The organism is Microbacterium natoriense, assembly GCF_030816295.1.
GTDB lineage: Bacteria > Actinomycetota > Actinomycetes > Actinomycetales > Microbacteriaceae > Microbacterium > Microbacterium natoriense_A.
Genome location: NZ_JAUSXV010000001.1, coordinates 3,645,855 through 3,670,076 on the forward strand (window position 1 = coordinate 3,645,855; position 24,222 = coordinate 3,670,076).

Annotated in this window: 25 protein-coding genes, 1 tRNA gene and 1 pseudogene; 6 read left to right on the forward strand and 21 right to left on the reverse strand. The window is 67.5% G+C overall.

Annotated elements, in window-relative coordinates; all coding sequences use genetic code 11:
- Positions 1-4: 4 nt before the first annotated feature.
- The 3 genes and pseudogenes from QFZ53_RS17290 to QFZ53_RS17300 form a co-directional block, all read right to left on the reverse strand.
- Positions 5-962: pseudogene (locus QFZ53_RS17290) on the reverse strand (carbohydrate ABC transporter permease).
- On the reverse strand, positions 962-2,101 hold the full coding sequence (locus tag QFZ53_RS17295) for a carbohydrate ABC transporter permease (protein WP_307298506.1): 1,140 nt from the start codon (positions 2,099-2,101) through the stop codon (positions 962-964). Before QFZ53_RS17295 ends, QFZ53_RS17290 begins: the two are co-directional and overlap by 1 nt.
- A gap of 102 nt (positions 2,102-2,203) precedes the next feature.
- Positions 2,204-3,523, reverse strand: a complete 1,320-nt coding sequence (locus QFZ53_RS17300; RefSeq protein ID WP_292909379.1) for an ABC transporter substrate-binding protein — start codon at positions 3,521-3,523, stop codon at positions 2,204-2,206.
- A gap of 260 nt (positions 3,524-3,783) precedes the next feature.
- Between QFZ53_RS17300 and QFZ53_RS17305 the strand changes: the two genes are divergently transcribed.
- Complete coding sequence (locus QFZ53_RS17305; RefSeq protein WP_307298509.1) at positions 3,784-4,791, forward strand: LacI family DNA-binding transcriptional regulator; 1,008 nt, start codon at positions 3,784-3,786, stop codon at positions 4,789-4,791.
- 63 nt (positions 4,792-4,854) lie between these two features.
- Here the strand turns inward: QFZ53_RS17305 and rplL are convergent, their stop codons facing one another.
- The 3 genes from rplL to QFZ53_RS17320 all read right to left on the reverse strand — a co-directional run bounded on the left by rplL (position 4,855) and on the right by QFZ53_RS17320 (position 7,138).
- Positions 4,855-5,238 carry a 50S ribosomal protein L7/L12 gene (gene rplL, locus QFZ53_RS17310; RefSeq protein ID WP_292909382.1) on the reverse strand — a complete coding sequence of 128 codons (384 nt, stop codon included), beginning with the start codon at positions 5,236-5,238 and terminating at the stop codon, positions 4,855-4,857.
- Positions 5,239-5,287: 49 nt separating this feature from the next.
- On the reverse strand, positions 5,288-5,776 hold the full coding sequence (gene rplJ / locus QFZ53_RS17315) for a 50S ribosomal protein L10 (protein WP_045255761.1): 489 nt from the start codon (positions 5,774-5,776) through the stop codon (positions 5,288-5,290).
- Between the two features lie 384 nt (positions 5,777-6,160).
- Complete coding sequence (locus QFZ53_RS17320) at positions 6,161-7,138, reverse strand: hypothetical protein (protein WP_307298512.1); 978 nt, start codon at positions 7,136-7,138, stop codon at positions 6,161-6,163.
- A gap of 282 nt (positions 7,139-7,420) precedes the next feature.
- Between QFZ53_RS17320 and QFZ53_RS17325 the strand changes: the two genes are divergently transcribed.
- Positions 7,421-8,101 (forward strand): YqaJ viral recombinase family protein, encoded by a 681-nt coding sequence (locus QFZ53_RS17325; protein WP_292909386.1) that lies wholly within the window; start codon positions 7,421-7,423, stop codon positions 8,099-8,101.
- A 14-nt stretch (positions 8,102-8,115) separates the two neighbouring features.
- Here the strand turns inward: QFZ53_RS17325 and QFZ53_RS17330 are convergent, their stop codons facing one another.
- From QFZ53_RS17330 to QFZ53_RS17355, 6 genes are all read right to left on the reverse strand, one after another.
- A complete protein-coding gene (locus QFZ53_RS17330) occupies positions 8,116-8,622 on the reverse strand; it encodes a hypothetical protein (protein WP_307298513.1) in 507 nt (168 codons plus the stop codon).
- The gene (locus QFZ53_RS17335) at positions 8,619-9,245 is read right to left on the reverse strand and encodes a hypothetical protein (protein ID WP_307298514.1); all 627 of its coding nucleotides are present in this window, start codon (positions 9,243-9,245) and stop codon (positions 8,619-8,621) included. The genes QFZ53_RS17330 and QFZ53_RS17335 overlap by 4 nt, the downstream gene beginning before the upstream one ends.
- Positions 9,242-9,808 (reverse strand): signal peptidase I, encoded by a 567-nt coding sequence (locus QFZ53_RS17340; protein WP_307298515.1) that lies wholly within the window; start codon positions 9,806-9,808, stop codon positions 9,242-9,244. Before QFZ53_RS17340 ends, QFZ53_RS17335 begins: the two co-directional genes overlap by 4 nt.
- Positions 9,809-9,824: 16 nt before the next feature.
- Positions 9,825-10,454: a SipW-dependent-type signal peptide-containing protein gene (locus tag QFZ53_RS17345; RefSeq protein WP_292909394.1), complete on the reverse strand. Its 630-nt coding sequence runs from the start codon at positions 10,452-10,454 to the stop codon at positions 9,825-9,827.
- Between the two features lie 7 nt (positions 10,455-10,461).
- Complete coding sequence (locus QFZ53_RS17350; RefSeq protein ID WP_307298516.1) at positions 10,462-11,058, reverse strand: SipW-dependent-type signal peptide-containing protein; 597 nt, start codon at positions 11,056-11,058, stop codon at positions 10,462-10,464.
- A gap of 181 nt (positions 11,059-11,239) precedes the next feature.
- The gene (locus tag QFZ53_RS17355; RefSeq protein ID WP_307298517.1) at positions 11,240-12,124 is read right to left on the reverse strand and encodes a LysR family transcriptional regulator ArgP; all 885 of its coding nucleotides are present in this window, start codon (positions 12,122-12,124) and stop codon (positions 11,240-11,242) included.
- A 71-nt stretch (positions 12,125-12,195) separates the two neighbouring features.
- On the opposite strand from QFZ53_RS17355, the gene lysE reads away from it, so the two are divergent.
- Entirely contained in the window at positions 12,196-12,849 is a 654-nt protein-coding gene (lysE, locus tag QFZ53_RS17360) for an L-lysine exporter (RefSeq protein ID WP_292909400.1), read from the forward strand.
- 25 nt (positions 12,850-12,874) lie between these two features.
- On the opposite strand, the gene QFZ53_RS17365 is transcribed toward lysE, so the two are convergent.
- Positions 12,875-13,429 carry a TetR/AcrR family transcriptional regulator gene (locus QFZ53_RS17365; RefSeq protein ID WP_292909402.1) on the reverse strand — a complete coding sequence of 185 codons (555 nt, stop codon included), beginning with the start codon at positions 13,427-13,429 and terminating at the stop codon, positions 12,875-12,877.
- A 57-nt stretch (positions 13,430-13,486) separates the two neighbouring features.
- On the opposite strand from QFZ53_RS17365, the gene QFZ53_RS17370 reads away from it, so the two are divergent.
- On the forward strand, positions 13,487-13,957 hold the full coding sequence (locus tag QFZ53_RS17370; RefSeq protein WP_307298518.1) for a DUF1772 domain-containing protein: 471 nt from the start codon (positions 13,487-13,489) through the stop codon (positions 13,955-13,957).
- Between the two features lie 12 nt (positions 13,958-13,969).
- On the opposite strand, the gene QFZ53_RS17375 is transcribed toward QFZ53_RS17370, so the two are convergent.
- The 8 genes from QFZ53_RS17375 to QFZ53_RS17410 form a co-directional block, all read right to left on the reverse strand.
- Positions 13,970-14,752 carry an amino acid ABC transporter ATP-binding protein gene (locus QFZ53_RS17375; protein ID WP_307298519.1) on the reverse strand — a complete coding sequence of 261 codons (783 nt, stop codon included), beginning with the start codon at positions 14,750-14,752 and terminating at the stop codon, positions 13,970-13,972.
- The gene (locus tag QFZ53_RS17380) at positions 14,739-15,401 is read right to left on the reverse strand and encodes an amino acid ABC transporter permease (RefSeq protein ID WP_292909408.1); all 663 of its coding nucleotides are present in this window, start codon (positions 15,399-15,401) and stop codon (positions 14,739-14,741) included. Before QFZ53_RS17380 ends, QFZ53_RS17375 begins: the two co-directional genes overlap by 14 nt.
- 9 nt (positions 15,402-15,410) lie before the next feature.
- Positions 15,411-16,226 (reverse strand): amino acid ABC transporter substrate-binding protein, encoded by an 816-nt coding sequence (locus QFZ53_RS17385; RefSeq protein ID WP_307298520.1) that lies wholly within the window; start codon positions 16,224-16,226, stop codon positions 15,411-15,413.
- A 194-nt stretch (positions 16,227-16,420) separates the two neighbouring features.
- Positions 16,421-17,110, reverse strand: a complete 690-nt coding sequence (rplA, locus tag QFZ53_RS17390; protein ID WP_307298521.1) for a 50S ribosomal protein L1 — start codon at positions 17,108-17,110, stop codon at positions 16,421-16,423.
- 11 nt (positions 17,111-17,121) lie between these two features.
- Positions 17,122-17,553 carry a 50S ribosomal protein L11 gene (rplK, locus tag QFZ53_RS17395; protein ID WP_091027467.1) on the reverse strand — a complete coding sequence of 144 codons (432 nt, stop codon included), beginning with the start codon at positions 17,551-17,553 and terminating at the stop codon, positions 17,122-17,124.
- A 310-nt stretch (positions 17,554-17,863) separates the two neighbouring features.
- A complete protein-coding gene (nusG, locus tag QFZ53_RS17400) occupies positions 17,864-18,973 on the reverse strand; it encodes a transcription termination/antitermination protein NusG (protein WP_292909413.1) in 1,110 nt (369 codons plus the stop codon).
- A 40-nt stretch (positions 18,974-19,013) separates the two neighbouring features.
- Positions 19,014-19,289: a preprotein translocase subunit SecE gene (gene secE, locus QFZ53_RS17405; protein ID WP_045256173.1), complete on the reverse strand. Its 276-nt coding sequence runs from the start codon at positions 19,287-19,289 to the stop codon at positions 19,014-19,016.
- Between the two features lie 40 nt (positions 19,290-19,329).
- A tRNA-Trp gene (locus tag QFZ53_RS17410) sits at positions 19,330-19,402 on the reverse strand.
- Between the two features lie 195 nt (positions 19,403-19,597).
- On the opposite strand from QFZ53_RS17410, the gene QFZ53_RS17415 reads away from it, so the two are divergent.
- Complete coding sequence (locus QFZ53_RS17415) at positions 19,598-21,412, forward strand: HSP90 family protein (protein WP_307298525.1); 1,815 nt, start codon at positions 19,598-19,600, stop codon at positions 21,410-21,412.
- A gap of 10 nt (positions 21,413-21,422) precedes the next feature.
- Complete coding sequence (locus QFZ53_RS17420; RefSeq protein ID WP_307298527.1) at positions 21,423-24,218, forward strand: hypothetical protein; 2,796 nt, start codon at positions 21,423-21,425, stop codon at positions 24,216-24,218.
- Positions 24,219-24,222: the final 4 nt, after the last annotated feature.

Below are 24,222 nucleotides of genomic sequence, written 5' to 3' on the forward strand. Positions count from 1 at the left end.
GTGGTCAGCCCTTCGTCGATCCCGCGAGCAGGCCGCGCACGAAATACCGCTGCAGCGAGAAGAACACGATCAGCGGAATGATGATCGACACGAAGGCGCCGGCGGTGAGCAGGTACCAGTCGTTTCCTCGCGTACCGGTGATCTCGGCCAGCAGCTTGGTGATCGGTGCCGCCGCCCCGTCCGCGAAGACGAGGGCGACGAGCAGGTCGTTCCAGACCCAGAGGAACTGGAAGATCGCCACCGATGCGATCGCCGGCATCGTCAGCGGCAGCACGACCCGGAAGAAGATCTGCCCGCGTGATGCGCCGTCGACGCGTGCGGCCTCGATGATCTCGCCGGGGATCTCCGACATGAAGTTGTGCAGCAGGTAGATCGCCAGGGGCAGCGCGAACATCGAGTGCGCGATCCAGACCTGCGCGTAGCCCTGCGACGCCCCGAGCGGCGTCGTGATCTGGAGGCCGAACAGGTTGATTCCGCGGGAGAACGAGCTGAGCAGCGGCACCAGGGCCATCTGGATCGGCACGATCTGCAGCGCGAACACGAAGATGAACAGCGCGTTGCGGCCCTTGAAGTCGATCCATGCGAAGGCGTATGCCGCCATCGAGGCGATCATCAGAGGGATCAGCGTCGCCGGAATCGTGATGGCGATCGAGTTCACGAACGACTCGATGATCGTCAGCTGCGTCGTGCCCGATTTCAGCACCTCGACGTAGTTCTCGAGCGTCACCTGCGGGTTGGCGAAGAACTCCCCACCAGCCGCTGGAGGAGATCTGGTCCTTCGGACGGAACGACGAGATGAACAGCCCGAGGGTCGGAATCGTCCACAGCACCGCGATGATGATCGATGCGATCGATGCCCAGGGGCGCGAGAGCCGCTTGCGGGCGCGCCCTGCGGAGGCCTCGAATCCGCCCCCGGTCGTGATCGCCCGTGTGCTCTGCGAATCGGTGGTCGCTGTGGCCATCATCGGATCTCCCGCTGCTTCTTGATCTGCCGGGCGTTGTAGATGACGATCGGCAGCACCAGGATGAACAGGATCACCGACAGCGCCGCGCTGCGCCCCGCCTCGAACTTGGAGAATTGGGTGTACATCTCGTTCGCGAGCACGCTAGTGCCGTAGTTTCCGGCGGTCATCGTGCGCACGATGTCGAACACCTTCAGCGAGGCGATCGAGATGGTGGTGAGCACCACGATCAGCGCAGGACGGATCGACGGCACGGTCACCGACCAGAACCTCTCCCAGGCGTTCGCTCCGTCGAGCTCGGCCGCTTCGAGGAGCTCCATGGGAACGCCCTTGATGGATGCCGAGAGCACGACCATCGCGAAGCCGGTCTGCACCCAGATAAGCACGACGATCAGGAACAGGTTGTTCCACGGCTCGTTCAGCAGCCACTGCTGCGGGGTGCCGCCGAACCACACGAGGATCTGGTTGAGCAGACCGATCTGCTTGAACTCGCCGCCGCGGTACTCGTACATGAAGCGCCAGATGATGCCGGCGCCGACGAACGAGATCGCCATCGGCATGAACACGAGCACCTTGTAGATCTTCTCGCCGCGGGTCCTGTCGATGAACACCGCGTAGGCGAGGCCGACGAGCGTCGAGACGAGTGGCACGAGGAGCACCCAGATGATCGAGTTGACCACCGAGGTAATGCCGTCGGACTGCGTGAAGATCCAGATGTAGTTCGTGAATCCGACGAACTCCTTGCCCGTCGAGTTCCAGAACGAGGAGTACATCGTCTGGATCGACGGCAGGATCAGGCCGACGAGCAGCAGCAGCATCGCCGGCGCCATGAAGGCGACCAGCTGGATCAGATATCCCGCACCGTCGCGGGACCTGTAGTCGAGGAAGAAGAACACGGCGCCGACCAGGACGGCCACGCCCATCGCCCAGTAATACGACTGGAAGAACCACATCACCGCGAGCGGGATGAGAAGGCACATCGCAAGGCGGATGCCGGTGTACAGGGCTCCCTTGCGCGGAGCGATGTCCACGAGGAGCAGGATGATGGACACGACCACCGCGAAAGCGATGACGACGGCCACGGCCTGGAGGATCGGCGGAAGTGTGCCGATCCATTTGAAGAACAGTTGCGCGGTCACGGATTCCCCTTCATGACGCAGTGCGGAGGATCGGGTCCGCGCGGCATTGCGCGGACCGCGGAAGAAAGAGGGCCGCCCCGCGGGGCGGCCCTCTTCACTCGATCAGCTGGAGGGCCAGCCGGTCTGGATCTGCGTGAGCACGTCATCCGTCGACGCGCCGTTGACCCAGTCGACCATGCCCTTCCAGAAGGTTCCCGCGCCCACTGCGCCGGGCATCAGGTCGCTGCCGTCGAACCGGAACGTGGTGTCCGGGTCCTGAAGGATCTTGATGGTCTCCTGCAGGATCGGGTCCTTCGCGTTCTCGGGGTCGAGACCGTTGTTGGCGCTGGTCACACCGCCCAGGCTGACGCGGCTGTTCGCCCACTCGGGGCTGGACAGGTACGCGAGCACCTTCTGCGTGGCCTCGGACTCGCTGAACGCTCCGACGATCTCGCCACCACCGGTGACGGTCGTCTCGTCGGCGGTCTTGCCCGGAAGCATGAACGCCCACACGTCGCCGTCCTCGGAGATGTTCGTGCCCTTCGGGTAGAAGCCCGAGAGGAACGACGCCTGGTGGGTCAGCGCGCACGATCCGTCGGCGACCTTCGGCGCGACATCGCCGAACGCGGTCGAGTTGATCGAGCGCACGTCGCCGAAGCCGGCGTTGACGTAGCTCGGGTTCAGCAGGATCTGACCGACCGAGTCGAATGCGCCCTTGATCGCGGGGTCGGTGAACGGCACGTCGCCGGCGACCCAGTTGTCGTAGACCTCGGTGCCCGAGGTGCGCAGCACGTAGTCCTCGATCCAGTCGGTGCCCGGCCAGCCGGTGGCCGTGCCGGACTCGAAGCCGGCGCACCACGGTGCGGTCCCGGTCTTCGACTGGATCGTCGCGGTCAGCGCGTTCAGCTCGTCGAGCGTGGTCGGAACCTCGACGCCCCACTCCTTGAACTTCGCCGGCGAGTACCAGATCCAGCCCTTGACGTTCGCCATCAGCGGCGCGCCGTAGAAGGTCCCGTCGACCGTGCCGTACTTCACCCAGTCCTCGGTCCAGTACTCCTTCGCGTTCGCCTCGACGTCGGCCGGGGCCGGCTTGAGGTAGTCGCGGCTGGCGAAGTCGGCGAGTAGACCCGGCTGCGGGAAGATCGCGATGTCGGGCGGGTTGCCGCCCTGTGCGCGGGTGCCGAGCTGCGTCTCGAAGTCCTGGCTGCCCTCGTACTTGATGGTGATGTCGTTCTCCGCGGCCCAGTCCTTCCAGGACTCCTGGAGGAGCTTCGCCTCGTCGTCGACGATCGTTCCGTAGATGGTGACGGTGCTCGAGTCGCCACCGCCGTCTCCACCGCCTCCGCCGGGTGCGCCCGGTGCCCCACAACCCGCCAGCGCGACACCCGCGACTGCCAGGAATGCGAGCGGCACCAGCCGCCGTGAACGCTGTGACAGACCCATGTGGTTCCTCCTCTTCGAGTAACTGTCCCCAAGTCTCGGCGCCCCTCAGCGACGCGATCGGGAACCGATTCCAGGCCAACCTACCGGCGGCCCCACCCCCGGCACAATGCCTCAGGGTCACAAGTTCGCATCCTCTTCCACGATCGGGCGCGTTCCTTTGGGAGCGCTCCCTCGGCTTTGGTGTGGAACCGGTTCCCTTCTGCGCCCGCGCGCACTACGATGTCCAACGGCATACGTCGCAGAAGGTCGAGGAGGACCGGATGAGCACGATCGCGGACGTCGCGGCACGCGCAGGCGTGTCGAAGGCGACTGCGAGCCGCGCCCTCAGCGGTAACGGATACGTCTCGGAGGCGACCCGGAAGAGGGTGACGGATGCCGCGACGGAGCTGCTGTATGTCGCGCACTCCTCGGCGACCAGCCTCGCCACCGGGCGCACGCAGACCGTGGGCGTGATCATGCCGGCGGTCGACCGCTGGTTCTTCTCCGAACTGCTCGCGGGCATCCAGGAGGCGCTGTTCGACCTCGACTACGAACTCGCGCTGTACGGCATCCGCGAGGGCACGACGACCAGGGATCGGCTCTTCGACACCGTCCTCCCCCGTCGGCGCTTCGACGGGATCATCGCGGTCGGCATCCAACCCAGCGCTCACGAGCTCGAGCGCCTGCAGCGATCGGAGCGCCCGCTCGTGAGCGTGGGTCCGTACAGCGAGGGGTCGAGCGCCGTCTCGATAGACGACGCGGCCGCGGCCCGCATCGCCACGGAGCACCTCATCGACCTCGGCCACACCGATATCGCGTTCATCGGCGGGGCGCCGGATGCGGCGTCGCTGAGCTTCGGCGATGCGCGGCGCGCCGACGGTTATCTCGAAGCGCTGCGCGCGGCGGGCCTGGCCGACGCCGCACGGCTGATCGACGCCGGCCCGACCATGCCCGGAGGATACGACGCGGCTGTGGAGCTGCTGGGAGACCGACGCCGGCGCCCGACGGCGATCGTGGGGGTGTGCGATGAGGCGGCGATCGGCGCCACCATCGCCGCACGCCGGCTGGGCATCTCCGTTCCGGCCGAGCTCAGCGTCGTCGGCATCGACGACCACCAGCATGCGGCGATGTTCAGCCTCACGACGATCAGGCAGTCGCCCCGCGAACAGGGGCATGAAGCGGTGAGACTTCTGCAGGAGCAGATCGAGAGGCCGGATGCCGGCATCGAGCGGGTGGTGACGGCATCCGCTCTCGTGGTGCGCAACTCGACATCCGCACCTCGTCCCTGACGCTGCCGGAACGCACGAAGGCCCCGGGAGAACCCGGGGCCTTCGCAGAAGCGTCAGACGAGATTACTTGAGGGTAACCGTCGCGCCGGCCTCTTCGAGAGCAGCCTTGGCCTTCTCGGCGGTCTCCTTGTTGGCGCCCTCCAGGACAGCCTTGGGAGCGCCGTCGACGACACCCTTGGCCTCGCCCAGGCCGAGCGAGGTGAGCTCGCGGACGACCTTGATGACCTGGATCTTCTTCTCGCCAGCAGCCTCGAGAACGACGTCGAACGAGTCCTTCTCCTCCTCGGCCTCGGCAGCGCCTGCGCCACCAGCGGCACCGGCGACGGCGACGGGGGCAGCAGCGGTGACCTCGAACTTCTCCTCGAACGCCTTCACGAAGTCGTTGAGCTCGATGAGGGTCAGACCAGCGAACTGCTCGAGCAGCTCTTCGGTGGTGAGCTTCGCCATGATTTATCTCCTAGATAGATGGTTTTTGTAGAACGAGAACGCTGGTCGCTTACGCGGCCTCTGCGGTCTCCAGCTTTTCGCGAAGAGCGTCGATGGTGGCGGCAGCCTTGCCCATCGTCGCCTTCATCATGCCCGCAGCCTTCGCCAGCAGAACCTCACGGCTCTCGAGCGCGGCGTACTTGTTGACCTCGTCGGCAGAGAGGGCGTTGCCCTCGAAGATGCCGGACTTGATCACGAGAAGCGGGTTGGCCTTGGCGAAGTCACGAAGAGCCTTGGCAGTGGCGACGAAGTCACCGTGCACGAACGCGACGGCCGACGGACCCTTGAGGTCGTCGTCCAGCGCGGTGATGCCTGCCTTGTTGGCGGCGATCTTGGTCAGCGTGTTCTTCACCACGGCGTACTCAGCGTCCTGACGGATGCTGTTGCGCAGCTCCTTGAGCTGGGCAACCGTCAGACCGCGGTACTCGGTCAGCAGAACGGCGGACGAGTTCTCGAATGACTTCGTGAGCTCGGCAACCGATGCATCCTTCTGCGCCATGGTCACTCCTTGGTGTGTACGAGGCGCCTCACGGAGGTGAGACGCCGCCTCGACCACTCGCTCTGAAAATGAGAAGAGCTCCGGCGCAAGCGCACGGAGCTCTGAAAGTTCGTGACACCTGCGCGGGCCCCTGCATTGCAGAGCTTCGATCACCATGTGCTTGCGCACACGACGACGACCAGCGGTCTTCGGTTGCATCCACTGTACCTCACGGCCTCCCCCGTCCCCAAATCCGGGCTGCCGCCCTCCCGCCCGCCCCGTCCGTCCGCCCGTCGAGTTCACGTGCACTCGCCGACCGCACGGCTTGTTGACGCGAAGAAGCCGTGCAGTCGGCGGCAAGGCGTGCGCTCGGGGACGGACGGCGCTCACGACCCCGGCCGGCGCTCAGGGTGCCGCGATACCGAAGGACGCCAGCCTCGATTCGAGCGCTCGCGCGGTCTGGATGTGCGGCGCCTCCCAGCGTGCGAAGCGCCACTGGGTCGTGCCGCGTATCCAGTCTTCTCGCCGCTTCTCCTCGAGGAGCACCTGCTCCAGCGGCTTCCCGGAGCGCAGAGCTTCATCACGGTACTTCCCCTGGCCGTCGAACTCGCCGAACACCCTGATGCCCTTCAACCCGAAGTCGACGAAGTACCGCGAGCCGCCAGGTCCGTCGACGGGCACCTGCAGCTCCGGCGGCTCGAACCCGAGCCGGAACAGCTGAAGCCTGCTGACGCTCTCGCCCGGCAGCTGCGCGCGGCCATCCGCGAAGTCGCTGACCCAGCGAGCCTGCCGGATGCCTCGAGCACTTGGTGCGGCATCGAGACGCTCCTGCATTCCTCCACGCCATGAGGTGACGGCATCCAGATCCCACTCCCATCCGCGCGCGGCCATCTGCCTTTCCGCGGCGTCCGCCACCGCCACGGCTGCCTCCACCGGAACCACGCGGATCAGATCGAACACGGTGCGAGCGAGACTCGTGCATCGGATGCCGTCGATCACGTTCACATCATCCGGGCCCAGCGCCGCCACATGCCGGTGCACATCGGGCGAACTCGAGATGCGATGTGGGGCGTCGGTCGTCATGTGGACCCGGGTCAGCCGCATCCCCCAGAGCGGGAGACGCCACAGCACCGCTGCCGATGAGTGCGACATGACCCCAGGACCGCGGGAGTCGCGCGCCACCGCGATGACGTGCACGCGGTGCTTCTCCTCTTCCCACAGCGCCTTGCGCTCGTCTGCCGCGATGAACCACCCTCGACGGATCTGATGAAATGCACCTCCCCGGATGGCATTCGCGATCCTGCGATCCGTCCAGCCGTTCAGGAGGAGGTCCGCCCGTGATCGCACGAGATGTTCGAGTGTCGGAGCCGTCGTTCCGTTCATGCGCCTCATGTTGCGTTCGTCCACGCCCGCACCGTTCGTCACCAGGGCAGAATCACCGAAAGATGTGGAAGATCCGCTGCTCCCCTCGTTTGTGCAGGAGGAGTCCAGGGGTCGGCGCGCTCACCGAGTGCACTGCTTGTCGCCGAACGCACGGGAACCTGGCGTCAGGATTCCGTGCGTTGGGCGAGTGGACGTGATCTCGACGCGTTCCTAGCGGCTGCGGATGCCGCACAGCGGCGTGTATGGGACGGGAGGGTCGGATGCCGGGGTTAGGGTCGAAGGGTGAATCCCGAACTCCAGGCGCGCATCGTGGCGGACTCCCGCGACCGCGTCGCGTGGATGCGTGCGCGCTCGCGCGGGATCACGGCGACCGACGTCGCCGGACTCACCAGCGAGAACTCGATCGCGCGTGCCGCAGACTCCAAACTCGGCGGCGGGCCGCGCTTCGGGGGCAACGCCTACACCGATCACGGGCGTCGCCGTGAGCCCGAGATCGCCGCGTGGGTGGCGGCGACGCATGGGATCCTGCCCTCATCAGCCCTGTTCCGGGCCGAGGTCGAGCACCGCCATCTGGCCACACCGGACGGAATCGCGGTCGACGCCGACGGGCGCATCCGGCTGGCCGAGATCAAGACGACGAACAAGCCGTTCCGCGGCATCCCCCGCACCTACCTCCGGCAGGTCTGGTGGCAGCAGCACGTGCTCGGCGCCGAGCGCACCCTTTTCGTGTGGGAGGAGCACGTCGACTTCGCTCCCGTGCACGATGAGCCGAAGTGCGTGTGGATCGACCGCGACGACCGTGAGATCGGCAAGCTCGTCGGCCTCGCGACCGCCCTGATCGACGAGCTCTACCGCCGCACCACCGGCCAGGCCGTGCCGACAAGAACGGCGGATGCCGCAACCAGCCGCCGTGAGCAGCTCCGCGAGCGCGACGCGTTCCGGGCCTTGGCGCTCGCGGACTGAGCACGCACCAAACATCAGCTGCACGCTGCGCCGAGGCCCGCCAGGGTCATCGTCAGGGTCTTGGTCTGCGAGGAAGACACCCAGTTCGTCCCCGCCACATTCGTTACCTTGAATGTCGTCGTGCTGCCGAGAAGATTGGTGACCAGACTTTCGAGGAGCGCCTGAGTCAGGGTGACCGAGTGCGTGTACGGGCCCGTTCCTGTCGTCGTGACCCCCGCCACCGTGCTGGTCTTCGTCGAGGAGCTCGCGGTCAAGGTGCTCTTGGGCCCGCTAGCGGGCGCCCACGCATAGGCGGACACCCATGTGATGGTGACGCTCTGGAACGTCAGGAACAGAGGCGGGGCGTTCGCGACCGTGCACGTCATGTTCGTCGGGCTGGAGAGTGTCGACGCCGTGAACGTCCCGGCCCCGAACTCCGAATCGGCCCACGCGGCGTCCGTCCGCTGCACACCCGGGGCCGCATTGCACCCGATGAGCACCGCGAGAACCGCGAGTGCCGCGATCAGGCGCCGGCGCCTCATGACTCCTCCTCGTCGTGCGGGCGTCGTCGACGCGCGAGGAGGAGCAGGCAGCCGAACAGCAGCAGCACGCTGCCTCCGCCGAGCACCCAGAAGACGACCGGCGGCATCCCTGTCGTCGCGAGCCCCCCGTCCTCGCCGATGACCACCGACTCGCCTGCCCCCGTGGCGTGGACGAGCACATCTGTGCGCCCGCCTTCATCGCCCGCGGCGAGCGCGATCGAGAGCCGGACATGCGCAGTCTCCGTGTCCGCCATCCGGGTGAGGACGACCTCGGCGCCGTCGCGCGGCAGACTCCAGTCGGATCTCAGCACGGTCTCACCGCCGGGGCATCCGCTCGCCGCCCAGGGCTGCATGCACAACGTCGCGTCGACGACGAGCTCCGCATCTCCTGTCGCGCTCACGCCGATCGTGACGGTGCCGGGATCGGGAGCATCCGCGCTGACGGCGACGTCCCACTGCACGGGCTCGCCCGGAAGCAGCGAGCCCGCGGCATCCCAGTCGGCCACCGACACGAGTCGCAGAATCTGTCCTTGGACGACCTGCGTCGTGGACGCGGCCCATGCCGGCTGCGCCGACAACGCACCGAACGCGACCAGCCCGACCAGCAGGAGCGCGCGTTTCATGGCGCCCCCTTCTCTCGGGGCCAGAACGCCCACACCACCAGTACCGCCGCGGCGATCGTGATGCCGCCCAGCACGAACGGGTTGCCCATGCCGACGATGACCGTGGCGATACCCGCGACCGAGAACAGCACGATCCGACCGGATGTCACGGTGTACGGCGCGGGATCCTCGACCGCGTTCGCGTCGCCCTTCATCGTGATGACCCGCTCGCCCGGGATCGAGCCGTCGCCGATCGAGGTCACACGGTGCGTGACAGGCAGGTCACCGGCGCGGTCGACGGTGATGACATCGCCGATCTCGATCTCGGAAGCCGGAATCCGCTGCACGACGGCCACGGACCCGGCGGGTATCGTCGGGGACATCGAGCCGGTTTTGAACATGATCAGAGTGATCCCCGCGGTGTAGGCGAGGATCACGAGCACGATGCAGATCACGCCCCCGATAGCCGCGATCCACAGCAGCACGTCGGCGAGAAGCTTCGCGAGCCCGCGACGACGAGGAGCGGATGCCGTCGGCGCCTCCTCGGCGCGCAGTTCCCTCCTCGTCATCCCGGTCGTCGTCATCGCCTCTGCTCCCGCGCTACGAGGAGGTCGCCACGAACGACCATTTCGCGGTCAGGCTCGTGCCCTGCGCAGCGGTGTTCGCCCCCGTGGGCAGCGTCACCGCGAAGCAGTAGTTGAGCGCCGTGCCGCCGTTGGCAGCGAGAGCGCGAGGCGCAGACGACCCTACGGTCAAAGCGGCGTTCGCCGGCAGGCCGGTGGCATCGCCGCCCGTGAACGTCGTGCTGTCACAGGTCGTCGTGCTGGCCACGGTGCGCACGCCGTACGTGAGGTACTGTCCCAAACCGGCGTTGTTCAGAGGGTCGGCGACGAGCTGCAGCGTGCCAGTGGTGGACGAGGCGATCGTCTTCACACTGAACAGCACGTACACGGTGTCTCCGGGCGTCATCGCCGCAGCGGTCGCGGGCAGCTGGAACGCGAGCGATGCGGGCGCGGCCGCCGTGTTGTGCTCGGCGAACGCACCGCCGTTGACCGACCCGACGATGCCGAAGCGGCTTGCGGTGAACGTGCCCGATCCGAACTCCGAGTCGTTCCATGCAGCGAGGGTCGCCGCCGCCCCCACGCCGAGGACGAGCCCGCCGGCGAGAAGGGCCCGTATCCGCCGGGAGCGCAGCCGCTTCGCGTCTCTCGACTGTCTGCGGGTGTGCATCTCAGCCTCAGTTCGACGTCGCCGCGAACTCCCAGACGCCGGTCGCCGTGCCGCCCTCTGTGAGACCTGCGCCGGCTGTGGCGATGATGCAGATCTTCTGCGCGACGCCGGGGTCGGGATCGACAGGTGCCGCAAGGGTGAACGTGGATCCGGCGGTCGACGCGCTGAGGCTCGTCCCCGAGAGCAGCAGCGTACCGCCGGTGGCCGAACTGTCGCAGGCCGCGGCCGCGCCGATCGCGTAGATCGCGTACGAGATGTTCGCAGCATTGGCACCTGTGCCGGACTCGAGCGACGTCGTGACGACGGCACCGGTGGTCGTCGCCGCGTCGAGACGCACCCAGAACGGCGCGTACACGACGTCGGTGGGCGAGAGGTTGTCGAAGTCGGTGGAGAAGGTCACATCTGCGGCCGTGCCTGCCGTGTCATGTTCCGCGTACGCGGCGCCGTCGATCGACCCTTCGAGGTTGAACGATCCCGCCGTGAACGTGCCGTTCGCGAACTCCGAGTCGTTCCACACCGCGAGTGTGACCGCCGTACCGATGCCGAGCACGAGCCCGCCCGCGAGAACCGCGAGGACCTTGCGCTGAGTTGCCGTTGTACCCATGTGATTTCCCCCTCAGGAAGTCCGATGATCGAGGCGGAATGCATCTGGGAACGGCCACCCCCTCACGTGACCGGCACCCGCTCTCGTTCCACATCATCACCCACTCGACGTCCACCCACAAGGCCTTGCGCATCACGATTGCATACCCGATATCCCGATATAACTATGACGCGCCTCCCCGTCATCGGCGTCGGTCCTGCCGCAGCACCCGCCGCGCCTCGGCGGCGATCTCGGCCGCGACGACGTCGAGCAGGGCCGACCGCAGGTTCCACTGCTGCCAGTACAGCGCGACCTCGAGCGTCGGCCCCCCGAGCGGCACGAGCTCTGCGGAATCCTGCAGCACGGGCACCATCCCCCACCCGAGTCCCAGCTGCACCGCGAGGGCGTAGTCGTGCGAGGCGGGCACGTAGTGCCGCGGAACACCCTGATGCGTCACCCCCATGGACTCGAGCCATTCGTGCTGCAGGGCATCGCGGCGATCGAAGTCGACGAATGGCGCGCGGTGCAGGGCCTCGACGGTGACACCGTCGCGGAACCAGCGATCGACGTAACCCTGCTCCGCCATCGCCCGATACTCGAGCACGCCGAGCGGCGACACCGAGCATCCGGCGACAGGCGTGCCCTCGCTCGTGACCGCCGCCATGACGGCGCCCGATTCCAGCAACCGTGCGGTGAAGTTCTGATCGTCGCGGTGCAGGTCGACGTCGATCGCGTGAGAGGCCGACAGTCGGGCGAGCGGCGCGAGGAACCACGTCGCCATCGAGTCGGCGTTGACCGCGAGCGGGATGCTTGTGCGGGCCCCGTCCGCTTCGAGCCCCAGGCCCGCGAGGGCATCGTGCTCGAGCAGGGCCATCTGCCTGGCGAACCGCACGACGGCCTCTCCCGACTCCGTCAGCTGCGCGGGCTTGGAACGCACGACGAGCACCCGGCCGAGCTGCTCCTCGAGCGCCTTGAGCCGCTGGCTCACCGCGGACGGAGTGATGGCGAGCCGCCTGGACGCCGCATCCAGGGTGCCCTCGTCGGCCACTGCGGCGATGGTCGCGGCGAGTTCTGGATCGATCTTCACATAAGCAATGCTAATGCTGCTGAAGAAATCATCGCTGGTGCTGTTGACTGATCCTTCCTACCGTGGGAGACATGCTCACCGCTCTCGCCGGTCTCGGACTCGGCCTCTCCCTCATCGTCGCGATCGGCGCGCAGAACGTGTTCGTGCTGCGCCAGGGCATCCGCCGAGAGCATGTGCTGGCGGTCGTGACGATCTGCGCCCTGTCTGACGCGGTGCTCATCATCGCCGGCGTCGCCGGTCTCGGCTTCCTCATCTCGGCCGCACCTTGGCTCGTCGTCGTGGCCCGCTGGGCGGGCGCTCTGTTCCTGCTCTCCTACGGCGTCCTCGCCGCTCGCAGAGCGTGGCGAGGCGGAGAGGAGCTCGAGGTGGATGACACGGGCGCCGCGGCATCCGCTCCCGCGGCATCGGCCGCCACCCTCACCCGCACCCGTCTCGCGCCGGTGATCCTGACGACCCTCGCCCTGACCTGGCTGAATCCGCACGTGTACCTCGACACGGTGCTGATGCTCGGATCCATCGCCGCGACGCACGGCTCCGAGAGGTGGCTCTTCGCCGCAGGGGCGGTCGTCGCCAGCATCCTCTGGTTCAGCGCCCTCGGGTTCGGCGCCCGCTACCTCGGCCGCTGGCTGCGCACCGAGCGCTCGTGGCGCATCCTCGACGCGGTCATCGCCGTCGTCATGATCTCCCTCGCTGTGACGCTCGTCGTCCCGGTGCTCGGCGCCTGAACCCCGACCGCCGAAGGCACTCCGATCACCGGAACAAGCGGACGATCTCGTCCATCCGCGCCTCTTCCAGGGCGGGATCGAGACGCTCATGCCGTTCGAGTTCGCTGACGCCGTGAAGCATCGACCACAGCAGTTCCGCACGCACTGTCGCGTCTGCCCCGCCACCGGCACTGCGTCGCATCACCTCGAAGCCGTCCCGCAGCACCTGTGGCGTCTGCTCCGCGGCGAACACGATGCTCGTGAGCGCCGTCGACATCGCCTGGTAGACCGCGGCGTTGCATCGCGCGAACCGAAGGTAGGCGTCGACCACGCGCGGCAGAGCGTCGTCGGATGACGCGGATGACGCCTCCTCGAGATCATCCAGCAATCGCGAGAAGCCGTCGAGCACGACCCGTTCCACCATCTCCTCGCGCCCGCGAGGAAAGTGCTTGTAGAGCACCGGCTGGCTGAATCCGATCACGTCGGCCAGTCGGCGTACGGTCACCGCAGTCCAGCCCTCGTCCTCGGCGATGCGGCGCACCGCCGCGACGATGCGCTCTTCACGTTCGGCGAAATCGGAGGCTTGCGTCCTTCGGCTCATGCAGCTAGGTTAGCAGCGCTAACCATTAGCACTGCTAACTATAGAACGGGACTCATCATGGACATCGTCTTCACCATCGCAGCCATCCTCGGCATCCTGAGCGTAGCTGTGATCTTCGGCACGGATGTGCTCGCCGCCGCCGTCCTGCGCAGCGCGTACGCCGACGTCGACGACCGCACGCTCGTGCAGTCGGCAGGGCGCGGTCACTACTACGGTGACCGCCGCCTGCCTGCAGCGGGGATCACGGGCGTCGTGATGTCGGTCGCGGCCTGCGTTCTGGCGTTCGCGGGAGGCTCGCCGACGGCGGGCGTCCTCGCCGCCCTCGCCGTCGCCCTGCTGCTGGTCTGGCTCGTGCTCTTCGCCCGCATAGCGAAGCCGATCAACAAGACTCTGACGGACGCCGCCCTGGCGGACGTCGTTCCGGCGAACGCACGAGTGCTGCAGAGACGATGGGAGTCGATCATCGACGTCCGGGCGGTGCTGCAGGGTCTCGCTCTTCTCGCGATGTGCGTGTCGCTCGTGGTCTGATGAGAGCGGGGCTCAGGACCCGTCGAGAGGGCGCAGTATCCGTTTCAGGAACCGTTGCGTCCTCTCTTCGCGCGGAGCCTCGAAGATCCGGTCCGGAGCCCCTTCCTCGACTACGACCCCGCCATCCATGAAGAGCACGTGATCTGCGGCCTCGCGCGCGAAGTTCAGTTCGTGCGTCACGACGACCATGCTCCAGCCCTCGTCCGCGAGTTCCTTGATCACGAGGAGCACTTCGCCGACGAGCTCCGGATCCAGTGCGCTCGTCGGTTCGTCGAACAGCAGCAGATCGGGCTTGAGAGCGAGCGCCCGGACGATGCCCACGCGCTGCTGCTGCCCGCCGGAGAGCTGATGAGGCCGAGCATCCGCCTTGTCGACGAGGCCGACCCGTTCGAGGAGCGCGTGCGCCTCCGCGACCACCTCATCCCTGGGGCGCCGCTGCACCCGCCACGGCCCCTCGATCACGTTCTCGAGCACGGTGAGGTGCGGGAACAGGTTGTGGTGCTGGAACACCATGGCCGAGCGGTCACGCAGGGCGAATCGCTGCTTCTGGGTCACTTTCGCCGAGAAGTCGAGCTCGGGGCCGCCGTCGACGGCGATCACGCCGGCGTCTGGCGTCTCGAGGCCGTTCAGCGAGCGCAGCACGGTGGTCTTGCCCGACCCGCTAGGGCCGATCAGCACGACCACCTCGCCGCGGTGGAGGGTGAGGTCGATCCCTCGCAGCACCTCGTTGCGGTCGAAGCTCTTGTGCAAGGCGGTCGCCGCGAGCAGCGGCGCCGATCCGTCAGTGCGCGACACGGCTGTCGAGCCTCCTCTCGATCAAGCCCTGCCCGGAGGAGAGCACCAGGCAGATGACCCAGTAGACGAGTGCGGCGGTGAGGTACACGACCATCACCTGATATGAGGCGGAGGCGATCTGCTGCGCCACCCGGAACAGCTCGGTCACGAGGATCGTCGAGGCGAGCGAGGTGTCTTTCACGAGCGAGATGAACGTGTTCGACAGGGGCGGCACCGACACCCGTGCGGCCTGCGGAAGGATGATCCGCGTCAACGTGCGGGAACGGTTCATGCCCACCGTGTATGCGGCCTCCCACTGCCCCTTCGGCACCGACAGGATCGATGCGCGCACGATCTCTGCACCGTAGCCGCCGACGTTCAGCGACAGCGCGATGATCGCGCTCGGCCACGGGTCGATCGTGAGACCCACCGCGGGCATGCCGTAGAAGATCACGAACAGCTGCACGAGCAGAGGCGTGCCGCGGATGACGGAGATGTAGAACCTTGCGATTCCCGAGAGCACCGGGTTCACCGAGATCCGCATCAGAGCGATCCCGATCGCGATCACGAGCCCGAGGGCGAAAGAGGCGAGCGTCAGTGGAATGGTGCCCAGCAGCGCCCCCAGAGCGATCGGCCCGAGGGAGTCCAGGAACAGCTGCCAGGCATCCATCCGTCGAATCTACTCGGAGACGTCCTCGCCGAAGTACTTCTCGCTGATCTCGGCGAGCGTGCCGTCGGCCCTGAGCTCCTCGAGGGCGCCGTCGACAGCCTCGACGAGGGCTTTCTTGTCCTTCGTGAACGTGAAGGCCTGCTTGCCCGCGTCGTCGGTCTCGGCGGCGATCTTCAGTCCGGTCGGGCCGTCGGTGGTCTCGTAGTCGAGGAAGGTGAGCTTGTCGTTGATCGTGGCATCGACGCGGCCCTGGCGGAGCAGCGCAACGGCCTGCGACCATCCTTCGACGGCCTCGACCTTGGCGCCCGACTCGACGGCGAGGTCGTTCCAGTTGCTGGTCAGCGACTGAGCCGAGGTCTTGCCCTCGAGGTCGGCGAAAGAGCTGATCGAGTCGTCGTCCTCGTTGACCACGATCACGCCGGGCGAGACCGTGTAGGGCGTGCTGAAGAGGTAGCTCTTCTCGCGCTCGTCGTTGATCGTGACCTGGTTGGCGATCACGTCGAAGCGTCCGGCGTCGAGTCCTGCGAAGATCGCATCCCACTGCGTCTCCTGGAACTCGACCTTCAGGCCCAGCTTGTCACCGACGGCCTGGATGATCTCGACGTCGTAGCCCGTCAGGTCGCCGGTCCCGTTGTCGCCGTGGAAGCTGAACGGGCGGTACGTGCCCTCGGTCGCGACGGTGAGCGTGCCGTCTTTCACGAGGCCGAAGTCGGACCCGGACTCGCTCGAAGAGCTGCTCTCGGCGGGGGCGGTGGAGCCGCTGCAGGCGGTGAGCGCCGTTGCGGCGAAGATGAGCGCCGTGACGGCGATGAGACGACGGGACATGTGAACCCTCCTGGGGTGTGGGATGTGCGCGAGTGCTGTGGCGCGCGGAACTCATTCACAGTACGCGGTTCCGGCCATGGGACCGCCCCCGATGACGCCGGGTTTCGCGGATGACGGGGAGAACGTGAAAGGCCCCCGCCGCGGCGGGGGCCTTTCGGTGCGATGCCCTACAGGGTCGCTGGAGTGCCGAAGCGTCAGATGGCGTTGACATCCAGCGGGATGCCGGGGCCGAACGTGGTCGACACGGCGCCCTTCTGGATGTAACGGCCCTTCGAGCTCGACGGCTTGAGGCGGACGATCTCCTCGAGAGCTGCGTCGATGTTCTCGTTCAGCTGCTCGGTGGTGAAGGATGCCTTGCCGACGACGAAGTGCACGTTGGCGTGCTTGTCGACGCGGAACTCGATCTTGCCGCCCTTGATCTCCTCGACGGCCTTGGCCGTGTTGGGGGTCACGGTGCCGGTCTTCGGGTTCGGCATGAGTCCACGCGGACCCAGGACCTTTCCGAGACGACCGACCTGGCCCATGAGCTCCGGGGTGGAGACGGCCGCGTCGAACGCGGTCCAGCCGCCGGCGACCTTCTCGATGAGCTCGGCGCCGCCGACCTCGTCGGCGCCCGCGGCGATCGCAGCCTCGGCCGCGGGGCCGGTGGCGAACACGATGACGCGAGCGGTCTTGCCGGTGCCGTGGGGCAGGATGACGGTGCCGCGCACCATCTGGTCTGCCTTGCGGGGGTCGACGGCGAGCTTCAGCGCGACCTCGACGGTCGAGTCGAACTTCGCCGAGCCGGTCTCCTTCGCCAGGGCGACAGCCTCAGCGGGAGTGTAGAAACGGTCTGCCTCGATCTTCTCGGCGGCAGCCTTGTAAGCCTTGGACTTCGTAGCCATGATTATTCTCCTCAGCCCTCGACCGTGATGCCCATGGAACGGGCGGTGCCGGCGATGATCTTCGAGGCGGCCTCGATGTCGTTCGCGTTCAGGTCGGCCTGCTTGGTCTCGGCGATCTGACGGACCTGGTCCTTGGTGATCTTCGCGACCTTGACGGTGTGCGGGGTCGCGGAGCCCTTGGGGACGCCTGCGGCCTTCTTGATGAGCTCCGCCGCCGGCGGGGTCTTCAGGACGAACGTGAAGCTGCGGTCCTCGTAGACGGTGATCTCGACGGGGATGACGTTGCCGCGCTGCGACTCGGTCGCGGCGTTGTACGCCTTGCAGAACTCCATGATGTTGACGCCGTGCTGACCGAGCGCAGGGCCGATCGGGGGCGCCGGGTTGGCTGCACCGGCGTTGATCTGAAGCTTGATCAGGCCGGTCACCTTCTTCTTGGGTGCCATTTCCTCTTCCTTTCATCGAACAGATGCCGATTGCATCCGCTCTCCCGCGGGCCCGGCTTCTCCGGACCGCGGTCGTCCGCGCACGCCGAGGGCGCGCACAAACCAGACAAGTCTACCTGATCCTGCATCCTTCGCTCGACCTGCCGCCCGCGCGCGCGACCACTTGCACGATTCGGGCACAGTTGCACGACCGAGCAGCCGGAAAGGTCGTGCAGGTGATCCCGGATAGTGCAGGTGATCCCGGAGGGGCGCGCCGCATACGCGAGAACGGCCACCCCCGGAGGGGCGGCCGTTCTCGTGAGACGTGATGTCAGATCATCTTGGTGACCTGGTCGAACGACAGCTCGACCGGGGTCTCGCGCTCGAAGAGCGAGACGAGGACCGTGAGCTTGCCGCTCTCGGGCTTGATCTCGCTGATCGAGCCGGGAAGGCCTGCGAACGAGCCCTCCTTGATCGTGATGGTCTCGCCGATCTCGAAGTCGACCTCGGCGGGCAGCGGGCGGGCGACGGCGACGCCGCCCTTGGCTGCGATGTTCTTGGCGGTCGGGACGTCCTTGACCTCGACGAGCGCCTTCAGCATGTTGAAGGCCTCTTCGAAACGCAGCGGCGTCGGGTTGTGAGCGTTGCCCACGAAGCCGGTGACACCGGGCGTGTGACGCACGACAGACCAGGTGTCTTCGTTGAGCTCCATGCGCACCAGCACGTAGCCGGGGATGCGCACGCGGTTGACCATCTTGCGCTGGCCGTTCTTGATCTCGACGACGTCCTCCATCGGGACCTCGATCTGGTAGATCTCGTCCTCGACCTCGAGCGTCGACTTGCGCTGCTCGATGTTCGCCTTCACCTTGCGCTCGAAGCCGGCGTACGAGTGGATGACGTACCACTTGCCCGGCAGCATGCGCAGATCGGCGCGGAAGGCCTCGTAGGGATCTTCCTCGGCGTCGTCGTCGGGCTCAGCGGCGTCTGCGGCGTCGACAGAGGCCTCGACCTCGTCGACCACGTCGGCCGCCGCAGCGATCTCCGCGACCTCGGCAGGATCGAGCACGGGCTCGTCCTCGTCGCCGTTCACGTCGGGGCCGTCGTAGGGGGCGACCTGCGAAGCGGCAGCCGCCTCGAAGTCTGCCGCTTCCTCAGCCACAGAATCATTGAGGACTTCAGCGGCAGCCTCAGACTCAGCCGCTTCGTCCAGGTTGAGAGCGTCGTTCACGATCGCGTCCGCCTCCGGGTCGTCGATGTCGATGTCGTCGTCTGCGCCATCCTCGTCGGCATCCTCATCCTCGATGTGGATCGCGACGTGCTCTGCCGAGGTGACCGAGAACTCCTCTGCGGCGAGCACGTTGCCCTCCTGGGCCTCGTCCTCCTCGCTGGACTGCTCTGCAGCGGTCGCCCAGTCGGCGTCGTCGGAATAGCGTTCAGACACGTTTTTCTTCTCCATGTGTGCGGCCGGGGCCGCGGTGGCATCAGGTGCCCGGAACCCCGAACACCACGTGCGTCAGCCACGCGAACAGGGTGTCAAGTCCGTAGACGATGCCCATCACGATCAGGACGAAGACGAGGACCACCGCGGTGAACTTGATCAGCTCCTTGCGGGTCGGAGTGACGACCTTGCGAAGCTCAGCGATGACCTGGCGGAGGAACAGTGCGATGCCTCCGAAGAACCGGGCGAAGAAGTTGCGCTTCTTCTCTCGGGTGGCACCGGTCGCGACGACCTCGCCACGCGGTTCTTCCTGATCCATCCTGAATGTACCTTTCGTGTGCCAGCGATGCGCTGACGCGCAGGGCGGACAGGAATCGAACCTGCAACCTGCGGTTTTGGAGACCGCTGCTCTGCCAATTGAGCTACCGCCCTAGAGGCCAGATGACCTCGGGTTGGTCGTCTGCTCCCGTTCCCCGAACCCGGATCTGTCGAACCGGGGCACAGCGAAAGATTGCAGACAACAACTGCTCCACCAGCATACGGCATCTGCGGGACGCTCTCGAACCAGGGGATCGAAATGCGCAGTTGTTAGGCTCGGGGGCGGGCGAAAGCCGGGAGGGAGCGCACGTGAGCGCTGAGGTGCAGCAGTTCCAGGTCGACCTGCGCGGCGTGGTCGACCTGCTCAGCCGGCACATCTACTCGAGTCCGCGGGTGTACCTGCGCGAGCTCCTGCAGAATGCCCGCGACGCCATCACGGCGAGACGCGAGGTCGACGGCGCCGGTGGCCGGATCACGATCACCCCTCTCAGCGACGCCTCAGGCGAGTTCGTGCTGCGCGATGACGGCGTCGGCCTGACCGCCGCAGAGGTCGCCGACCTGCTCGCCACGGTCGGGCGGTCGTCGAAACGAGACATCTTCGACATGCCGCGCAGCGACTACCTCGGACAGTTCGGCATCGGCCTGCTCAGCTGCTTCATGGTCGCCGACACGATCGTCATCCGCTCCCGCAGCGCCCGCGGCGGTGCTGCGGTGGAGTGGACAGGCAGTGCCGACGGCACGTTCCAGGTGGTCGAGCTCGACGAGGAGCTGCCGATCGGCACCAGCGTGCACCTCGTGCCGCGTTTCGATGCCGACGACCTGCTGCGCCCCGCCGCCGTGCGCGAGCTCGCCACGACGTTCGGCGAGTTCCTGCCCGTGAGTGTGACGATCGACGCGCCGAGCGGCGCGGTCGACGTCACTCACCCCGCACCGTTCCTCGGAGCCGACCCCGACGAGGTCGCACAGTACGGACGCGAACTGCTCGGGGCCGGCCCACTCGATGTGATCGAGCTGTCTGAGCCGGCCACGGGAACACGCGGCGTCGCCTATGTGCTGCCCTTCGCTCCCCCGCCCGGCGCCCGTCAGGCCACGCGCATGTATCTGGGGCGCATGCTGCTCTCGGAGCGCGTCGACGACGTGCTGCCGGAGTGGGCGTTCTTCGTTCGCGCCGTGATCGACTCGACGGGTCTCGCACCGACGGCGAGCCGCGAATCGCTGGTGGAGGACGCAGCGCTCGAGCGCGTCCGCGAGCAGCTGGGAGCCGGCATCCGGCGCTGGGTGCTCGAGCTCGGTCTCACCGAGCCCCACCGGCTCGCGCAGTTCGTCGCGATCCACGAGGTGGGCTTGAAATCACTCGTTCGGCATGACGAGGAGCTCGCGCGGTTCATCACGCGCTGGCTGACCCTCGAGACCACACACGGGACGATGCGCGTCGGCGAGCTCGTCGAACGCTATCCGCACGTGCGCTTCGCCGCGACCGTCGACGAGTTCCGTCAGGTCGCCGGCATCTCCCCGGCATCCGAGATCCTGGTCAACGGCGGCTATCTCTACGACGCCGACCTCATCCGCATGCTCCCCGAACTCCATCCCGAGGTGACGGTCGAACAGGTCGACGTCACGGGAGAACTCGACCGGCTCGATCCCCCGCCGCTCGACGACCGCGACGCCGCGGTGGCGCTCGAATCCCGCGCCGGCGACGTGCTCGCGGCATCGGGCTGCACGGTGGTCGTCCGCTCGATCGATCGCCCCGACCTCGCGGGTCTCTATGTGGCCGATCCCGAAGTGCTGCGCACGATCGACCGGCGCCGTACCCGGGGTGTGACCGGCTCGCTATGGGGCGGCGTGCTCGATCGCATCGACAGCTCCCTGTCCGCAGCGCGAGACGACGATCTCCGTGCGCGGCTCTGCCTGAACTGGTCGAACAGAGTCGTGCGCGCACTCGTGCGCGTCCAGGACGACGCCGTCTTCGCGCGGACGGTGCAGTTGCTCTACATCCAGTCGCTGCTCGCGGGACATCACCCGCTGAGCGACGCCGATCGTGCGCTGATGACCAGCGCGCTCACCGACCTCGTCTCGCTCTCCGCCGGCATCGAAGGGGACGCCGTTCCCTTCGACACACTCTGAAAGGCCCGTGATGGCACGACCGAAGAAGCGCTTCCCGCAGCTGCTCGAAGAGATCGACCGCACCCCGTGGGGCCCCGCGGAGCAGGCGCTCGTCGCCGAGGCCGTCGCCTTGGCGCTCGAGATCGGCGACGAGCAGCTCGAGTACCAGGCGCGCATGCGCCAGACCGCCTCGGCCAACATGGGCGGCGCGACAGATGTGATGCTGAACTCGTTCGCGTGGTGCCTCGCGCATCACGACGCCGACCCGCAGCGCTTTCCCGCCGACCTCGACAACGGCGGCGCCGATCTGATGTGGCAGTTCAAGTGGATGGCCTCGGCCCTGCGCTCCTCTCCCGCGTTCTCGGGTGAGCAGATCTCGGCGGTCCTCGACGATATGGAGTCGCACTACCGGGCGGCAGGGCTCGGACTCAGCGGCGTGCTCACGGCGCGCTTCGAGGACGCCTGGGATGCCGGACGCATCGACGACGCCGAAGCGCTGCGTGTGCAGCTGGAGGCCACCCCTCGCGACGAGCACAGTCACTGCGACGCGTGCGGCCGCAGTCAGTTCGCGGGATTCTTCGCGGACACCGACCGGGATGCCGACGCCATCCGTCTCGTCGAGGAGATGATCGAGGGCGGCTTCTCCTGCGGTGAAGAGCCGGAGCACGCCCTCTCCCGCGTGCTGCTGCCGTATCTGCGGGCCGGACGCTTCGATGAGGCGAAGAGCGCCCACCTGCGCAGCTACCGACTCGCCAAGGACAATCCCGACAATCTGCGCATCGTCGCGAACAACATCGTGTTCACCGCGCTGACCGGCAACGAGGCGCGCGCGCTCGCCCTCATCGAGCGCCACATCTCCTGGCTCGCCCACGACGGTCTCAACGTCGACGCGCATTTCGCGGCGTTGTCCGCTTTCGCGGTCGCCCTCGACCGCGTGACGGCCACCGGGCACGGCAGCACCCCGGTGCGTGGTGCCGATGCCGCCGACCTGGTGTCTCTGTTCGGCGAGCATGACGGGCCGTGGAGCGCCGAGGACCTCGCCGGCGCGTGCTGGGATGCCGCCGAACGCATCGGCGCGGCCTTCGACGAGCGCGACGGGACCTCCGGCCATGCCCGATCGCTCGAGCGCATGCGCGCTCTGGCGTCGGAGCAGTACGACGTGCCGATCCGCTCCGACGCGTTCGTGGCCGCGCCGGCGGCATCCGTGCCGCTCGACGCCGACGGCTGGTTCCAGCGGGCGAGCGATCTGGCGCAGTACGGCGCGGAGAAGGAGACTCTCGCGGCCCTCCCCCGCGCCCTCGAGGTCGACGATCCGGCGAAGCGGGCGCAACTGCAGTCCATGCGCATCGGCATCCTCGTCGCCCTGGACCGTGCCGAGGAGGCTGCGGAGCTGCTGCCGGCTCGCATCGGAGCGCTCCGCGAGGCCGGGCTCGAGGCCCAGGCCGACCTCGAGTCGCGACTGGGTCTGGCCACTTTCGGGCTGAACACACCGGAGGCGGCGGAGATGCTCGAACAGGAGCTCACGGCATCCGACTCCCTGCCCGCGTGGTCTCGCGGCGATCTCGCCCTCAGCCGCGCCTCTCTGCACCTCATGGCCGACGAGCCGGGTGCGGCGCTGGATCTCGTCGAGCACGCCGCTCGGCACTTCACGGAGGCCGCCGACGCGCGCCTCGTGAACACCACGACCCTCGTCGCGCTGTCCTCACTGCTCAGCGCAGGCGACGTCGATGCGGCATCCGCTCTGCTCGACCGCTTCATCGAGCAGGACGACCTCAGCACGGGCCATCGCGCACGGGCTCTCTCCATGCGCGCACGAGTGCGCGGAGGTGGCGATCGATTCGCCGAAGGTGCGACCGACGCCGACGAAGCCTGCCGCCTGCTCGCCGGGCTCGGCGCCACGTCGGCCCTCGCCTCGACGCATCTGCTCGCCGGTGCACTCTGGGAGGACGCGGGCGATCCCGAGCAGGCCGTAGCCCGCTACCGCGTGGCCGCGCGGTTCGCGGAACAGGACGGCGATGACGCCACGGCGGTGAACTTCCGTCTCGCTCGAGGCATGCTGGCTGCAGGCGACGCCGAGGAGGCCGCAGAGCTGTTCGGCACGGTGCTCGACCAGGAGGAGCAGTCGGAGGTACCCGCGGGTTCCCGCGCCATGACCGCCTCGATGCTCGCTCGGGCGCTGACCGCGTCGGGCGAGTTCGGGCAGGCGGTGGGCGCCTACGGCTACGCGGCCGAGCTCTTCGGGGAGGCCGAGCAGCACGCCGATCAGGCGCTGGCGCTGCTCGAGCGTGCGAAGATCCTCGCCCGGTTCGACGAGCACGAGGACGCGATCGAGATGCTCGAGTCCGCCGCTGACGCCGTACGCAAGGACCCTGAAGCCGTCGGCACTCTCGCAGACGTGCTGCACAACCTCGGCCAGGCCTATGGCGGGCAGGGCGACGAACGCGCCTTCGCCCTGTTCGACGAGGTCACAGCCCTCGCCCAGCAGCACGACGCCGGCTGGTTGCTCGCCGACGTCACCGACTCACGCGGACGTGCACTGGGCGCACTCGGTCGTATCGACGAGGCGGTCGCTGCGGCGCTCACCGCGGCCGACGGCTTCTCCGCTCTCGGCGACGAGGGATCCGCGGGGGGTTCCGAGCTGTACGCCGCGAGGCTCCTCAGCGGCAGCGAGCGCGAAGCCGACGCGGTGCCCGTGTACCGCGCGGCGCTCGATCGGGCGGCGCAGTTCCCGCCGCTGCGCGAGGTCGCAGCTCTCGAGCTCGGCACCGTCCTTGAGTCTCTCGGCCGCCACGGCGAAGCAGCAGAGGTGCGCGCCCTGCTCGACTGAGCCA

Coding starts and splice junctions, on each gene's coding strand:
- QFZ53_RS17380 (WP_292909408.1), bottom strand. CDS start 15,401: ATGGATGCCTGGCAGCTGTTCCTGGACTCCCTCGGGCCGATCGCTCTG.
- QFZ53_RS17340 (WP_307298515.1), bottom strand. CDS start 9,808: ATGACGACGACCGGGATGACGAGGAGGGAACTGCGCGCCGAGGAGGCG.
- QFZ53_RS17365 (WP_292909402.1), bottom strand. CDS start 13,429: ATGAGCCGAAGGACGCAAGCCTCCGATTTCGCCGAACGTGAAGAGCGC.
- rplK (WP_091027467.1), bottom strand. CDS start 17,553: ATGGCACCCAAGAAGAAGGTGACCGGCCTGATCAAGCTTCAGATCAAC.
- QFZ53_RS17335 (WP_307298514.1), bottom strand. CDS start 9,245: ATGAAACGCGCGCTCCTGCTGGTCGGGCTGGTCGCGTTCGGTGCGTTG.
- QFZ53_RS17350 (WP_307298516.1), bottom strand. CDS start 11,058: ATGGGTACAACGGCAACTCAGCGCAAGGTCCTCGCGGTTCTCGCGGGC.
- rplJ (WP_045255761.1), bottom strand. CDS start 5,776: ATGGCGCAGAAGGATGCATCGGTTGCCGAGCTCACGAAGTCATTCGAG.
- QFZ53_RS17305 (WP_307298509.1), top strand. CDS start 3,784: ATGAGCACGATCGCGGACGTCGCGGCACGCGCAGGCGTGTCGAAGGCG.
- secE (WP_045256173.1), bottom strand. CDS start 19,289: ATGGATCAGGAAGAACCGCGTGGCGAGGTCGTCGCGACCGGTGCCACC.
- QFZ53_RS17370 (WP_307298518.1), top strand. CDS start 13,487: ATGGACATCGTCTTCACCATCGCAGCCATCCTCGGCATCCTGAGCGTA.
- lysE (WP_292909400.1), top strand. CDS start 12,196: ATGCTCACCGCTCTCGCCGGTCTCGGACTCGGCCTCTCCCTCATCGTC.
- rplL (WP_292909382.1), bottom strand. CDS start 5,238: ATGGCGAAGCTCACCACCGAAGAGCTGCTCGAGCAGTTCGCTGGTCTG.
- QFZ53_RS17345 (WP_292909394.1), bottom strand. CDS start 10,454: ATGCACACCCGCAGACAGTCGAGAGACGCGAAGCGGCTGCGCTCCCGG.
- QFZ53_RS17385 (WP_307298520.1), bottom strand. CDS start 16,226: ATGTCCCGTCGTCTCATCGCCGTCACGGCGCTCATCTTCGCCGCAACG.
- QFZ53_RS17420 (WP_307298527.1), top strand. CDS start 21,423: ATGGCACGACCGAAGAAGCGCTTCCCGCAGCTGCTCGAAGAGATCGAC.
- QFZ53_RS17320 (WP_307298512.1), bottom strand. CDS start 7,138: ATGAACGGAACGACGGCTCCGACACTCGAACATCTCGTGCGATCACGG.
- QFZ53_RS17300 (WP_292909379.1), bottom strand. CDS start 3,523: ATGGGTCTGTCACAGCGTTCACGGCGGCTGGTGCCGCTCGCATTCCTG.
- rplA (WP_307298521.1), bottom strand. CDS start 17,110: ATGGCTACGAAGTCCAAGGCTTACAAGGCTGCCGCCGAGAAGATCGAG.
- QFZ53_RS17330 (WP_307298513.1), bottom strand. CDS start 8,622: ATGAGGCGCCGGCGCCTGATCGCGGCACTCGCGGTTCTCGCGGTGCTC.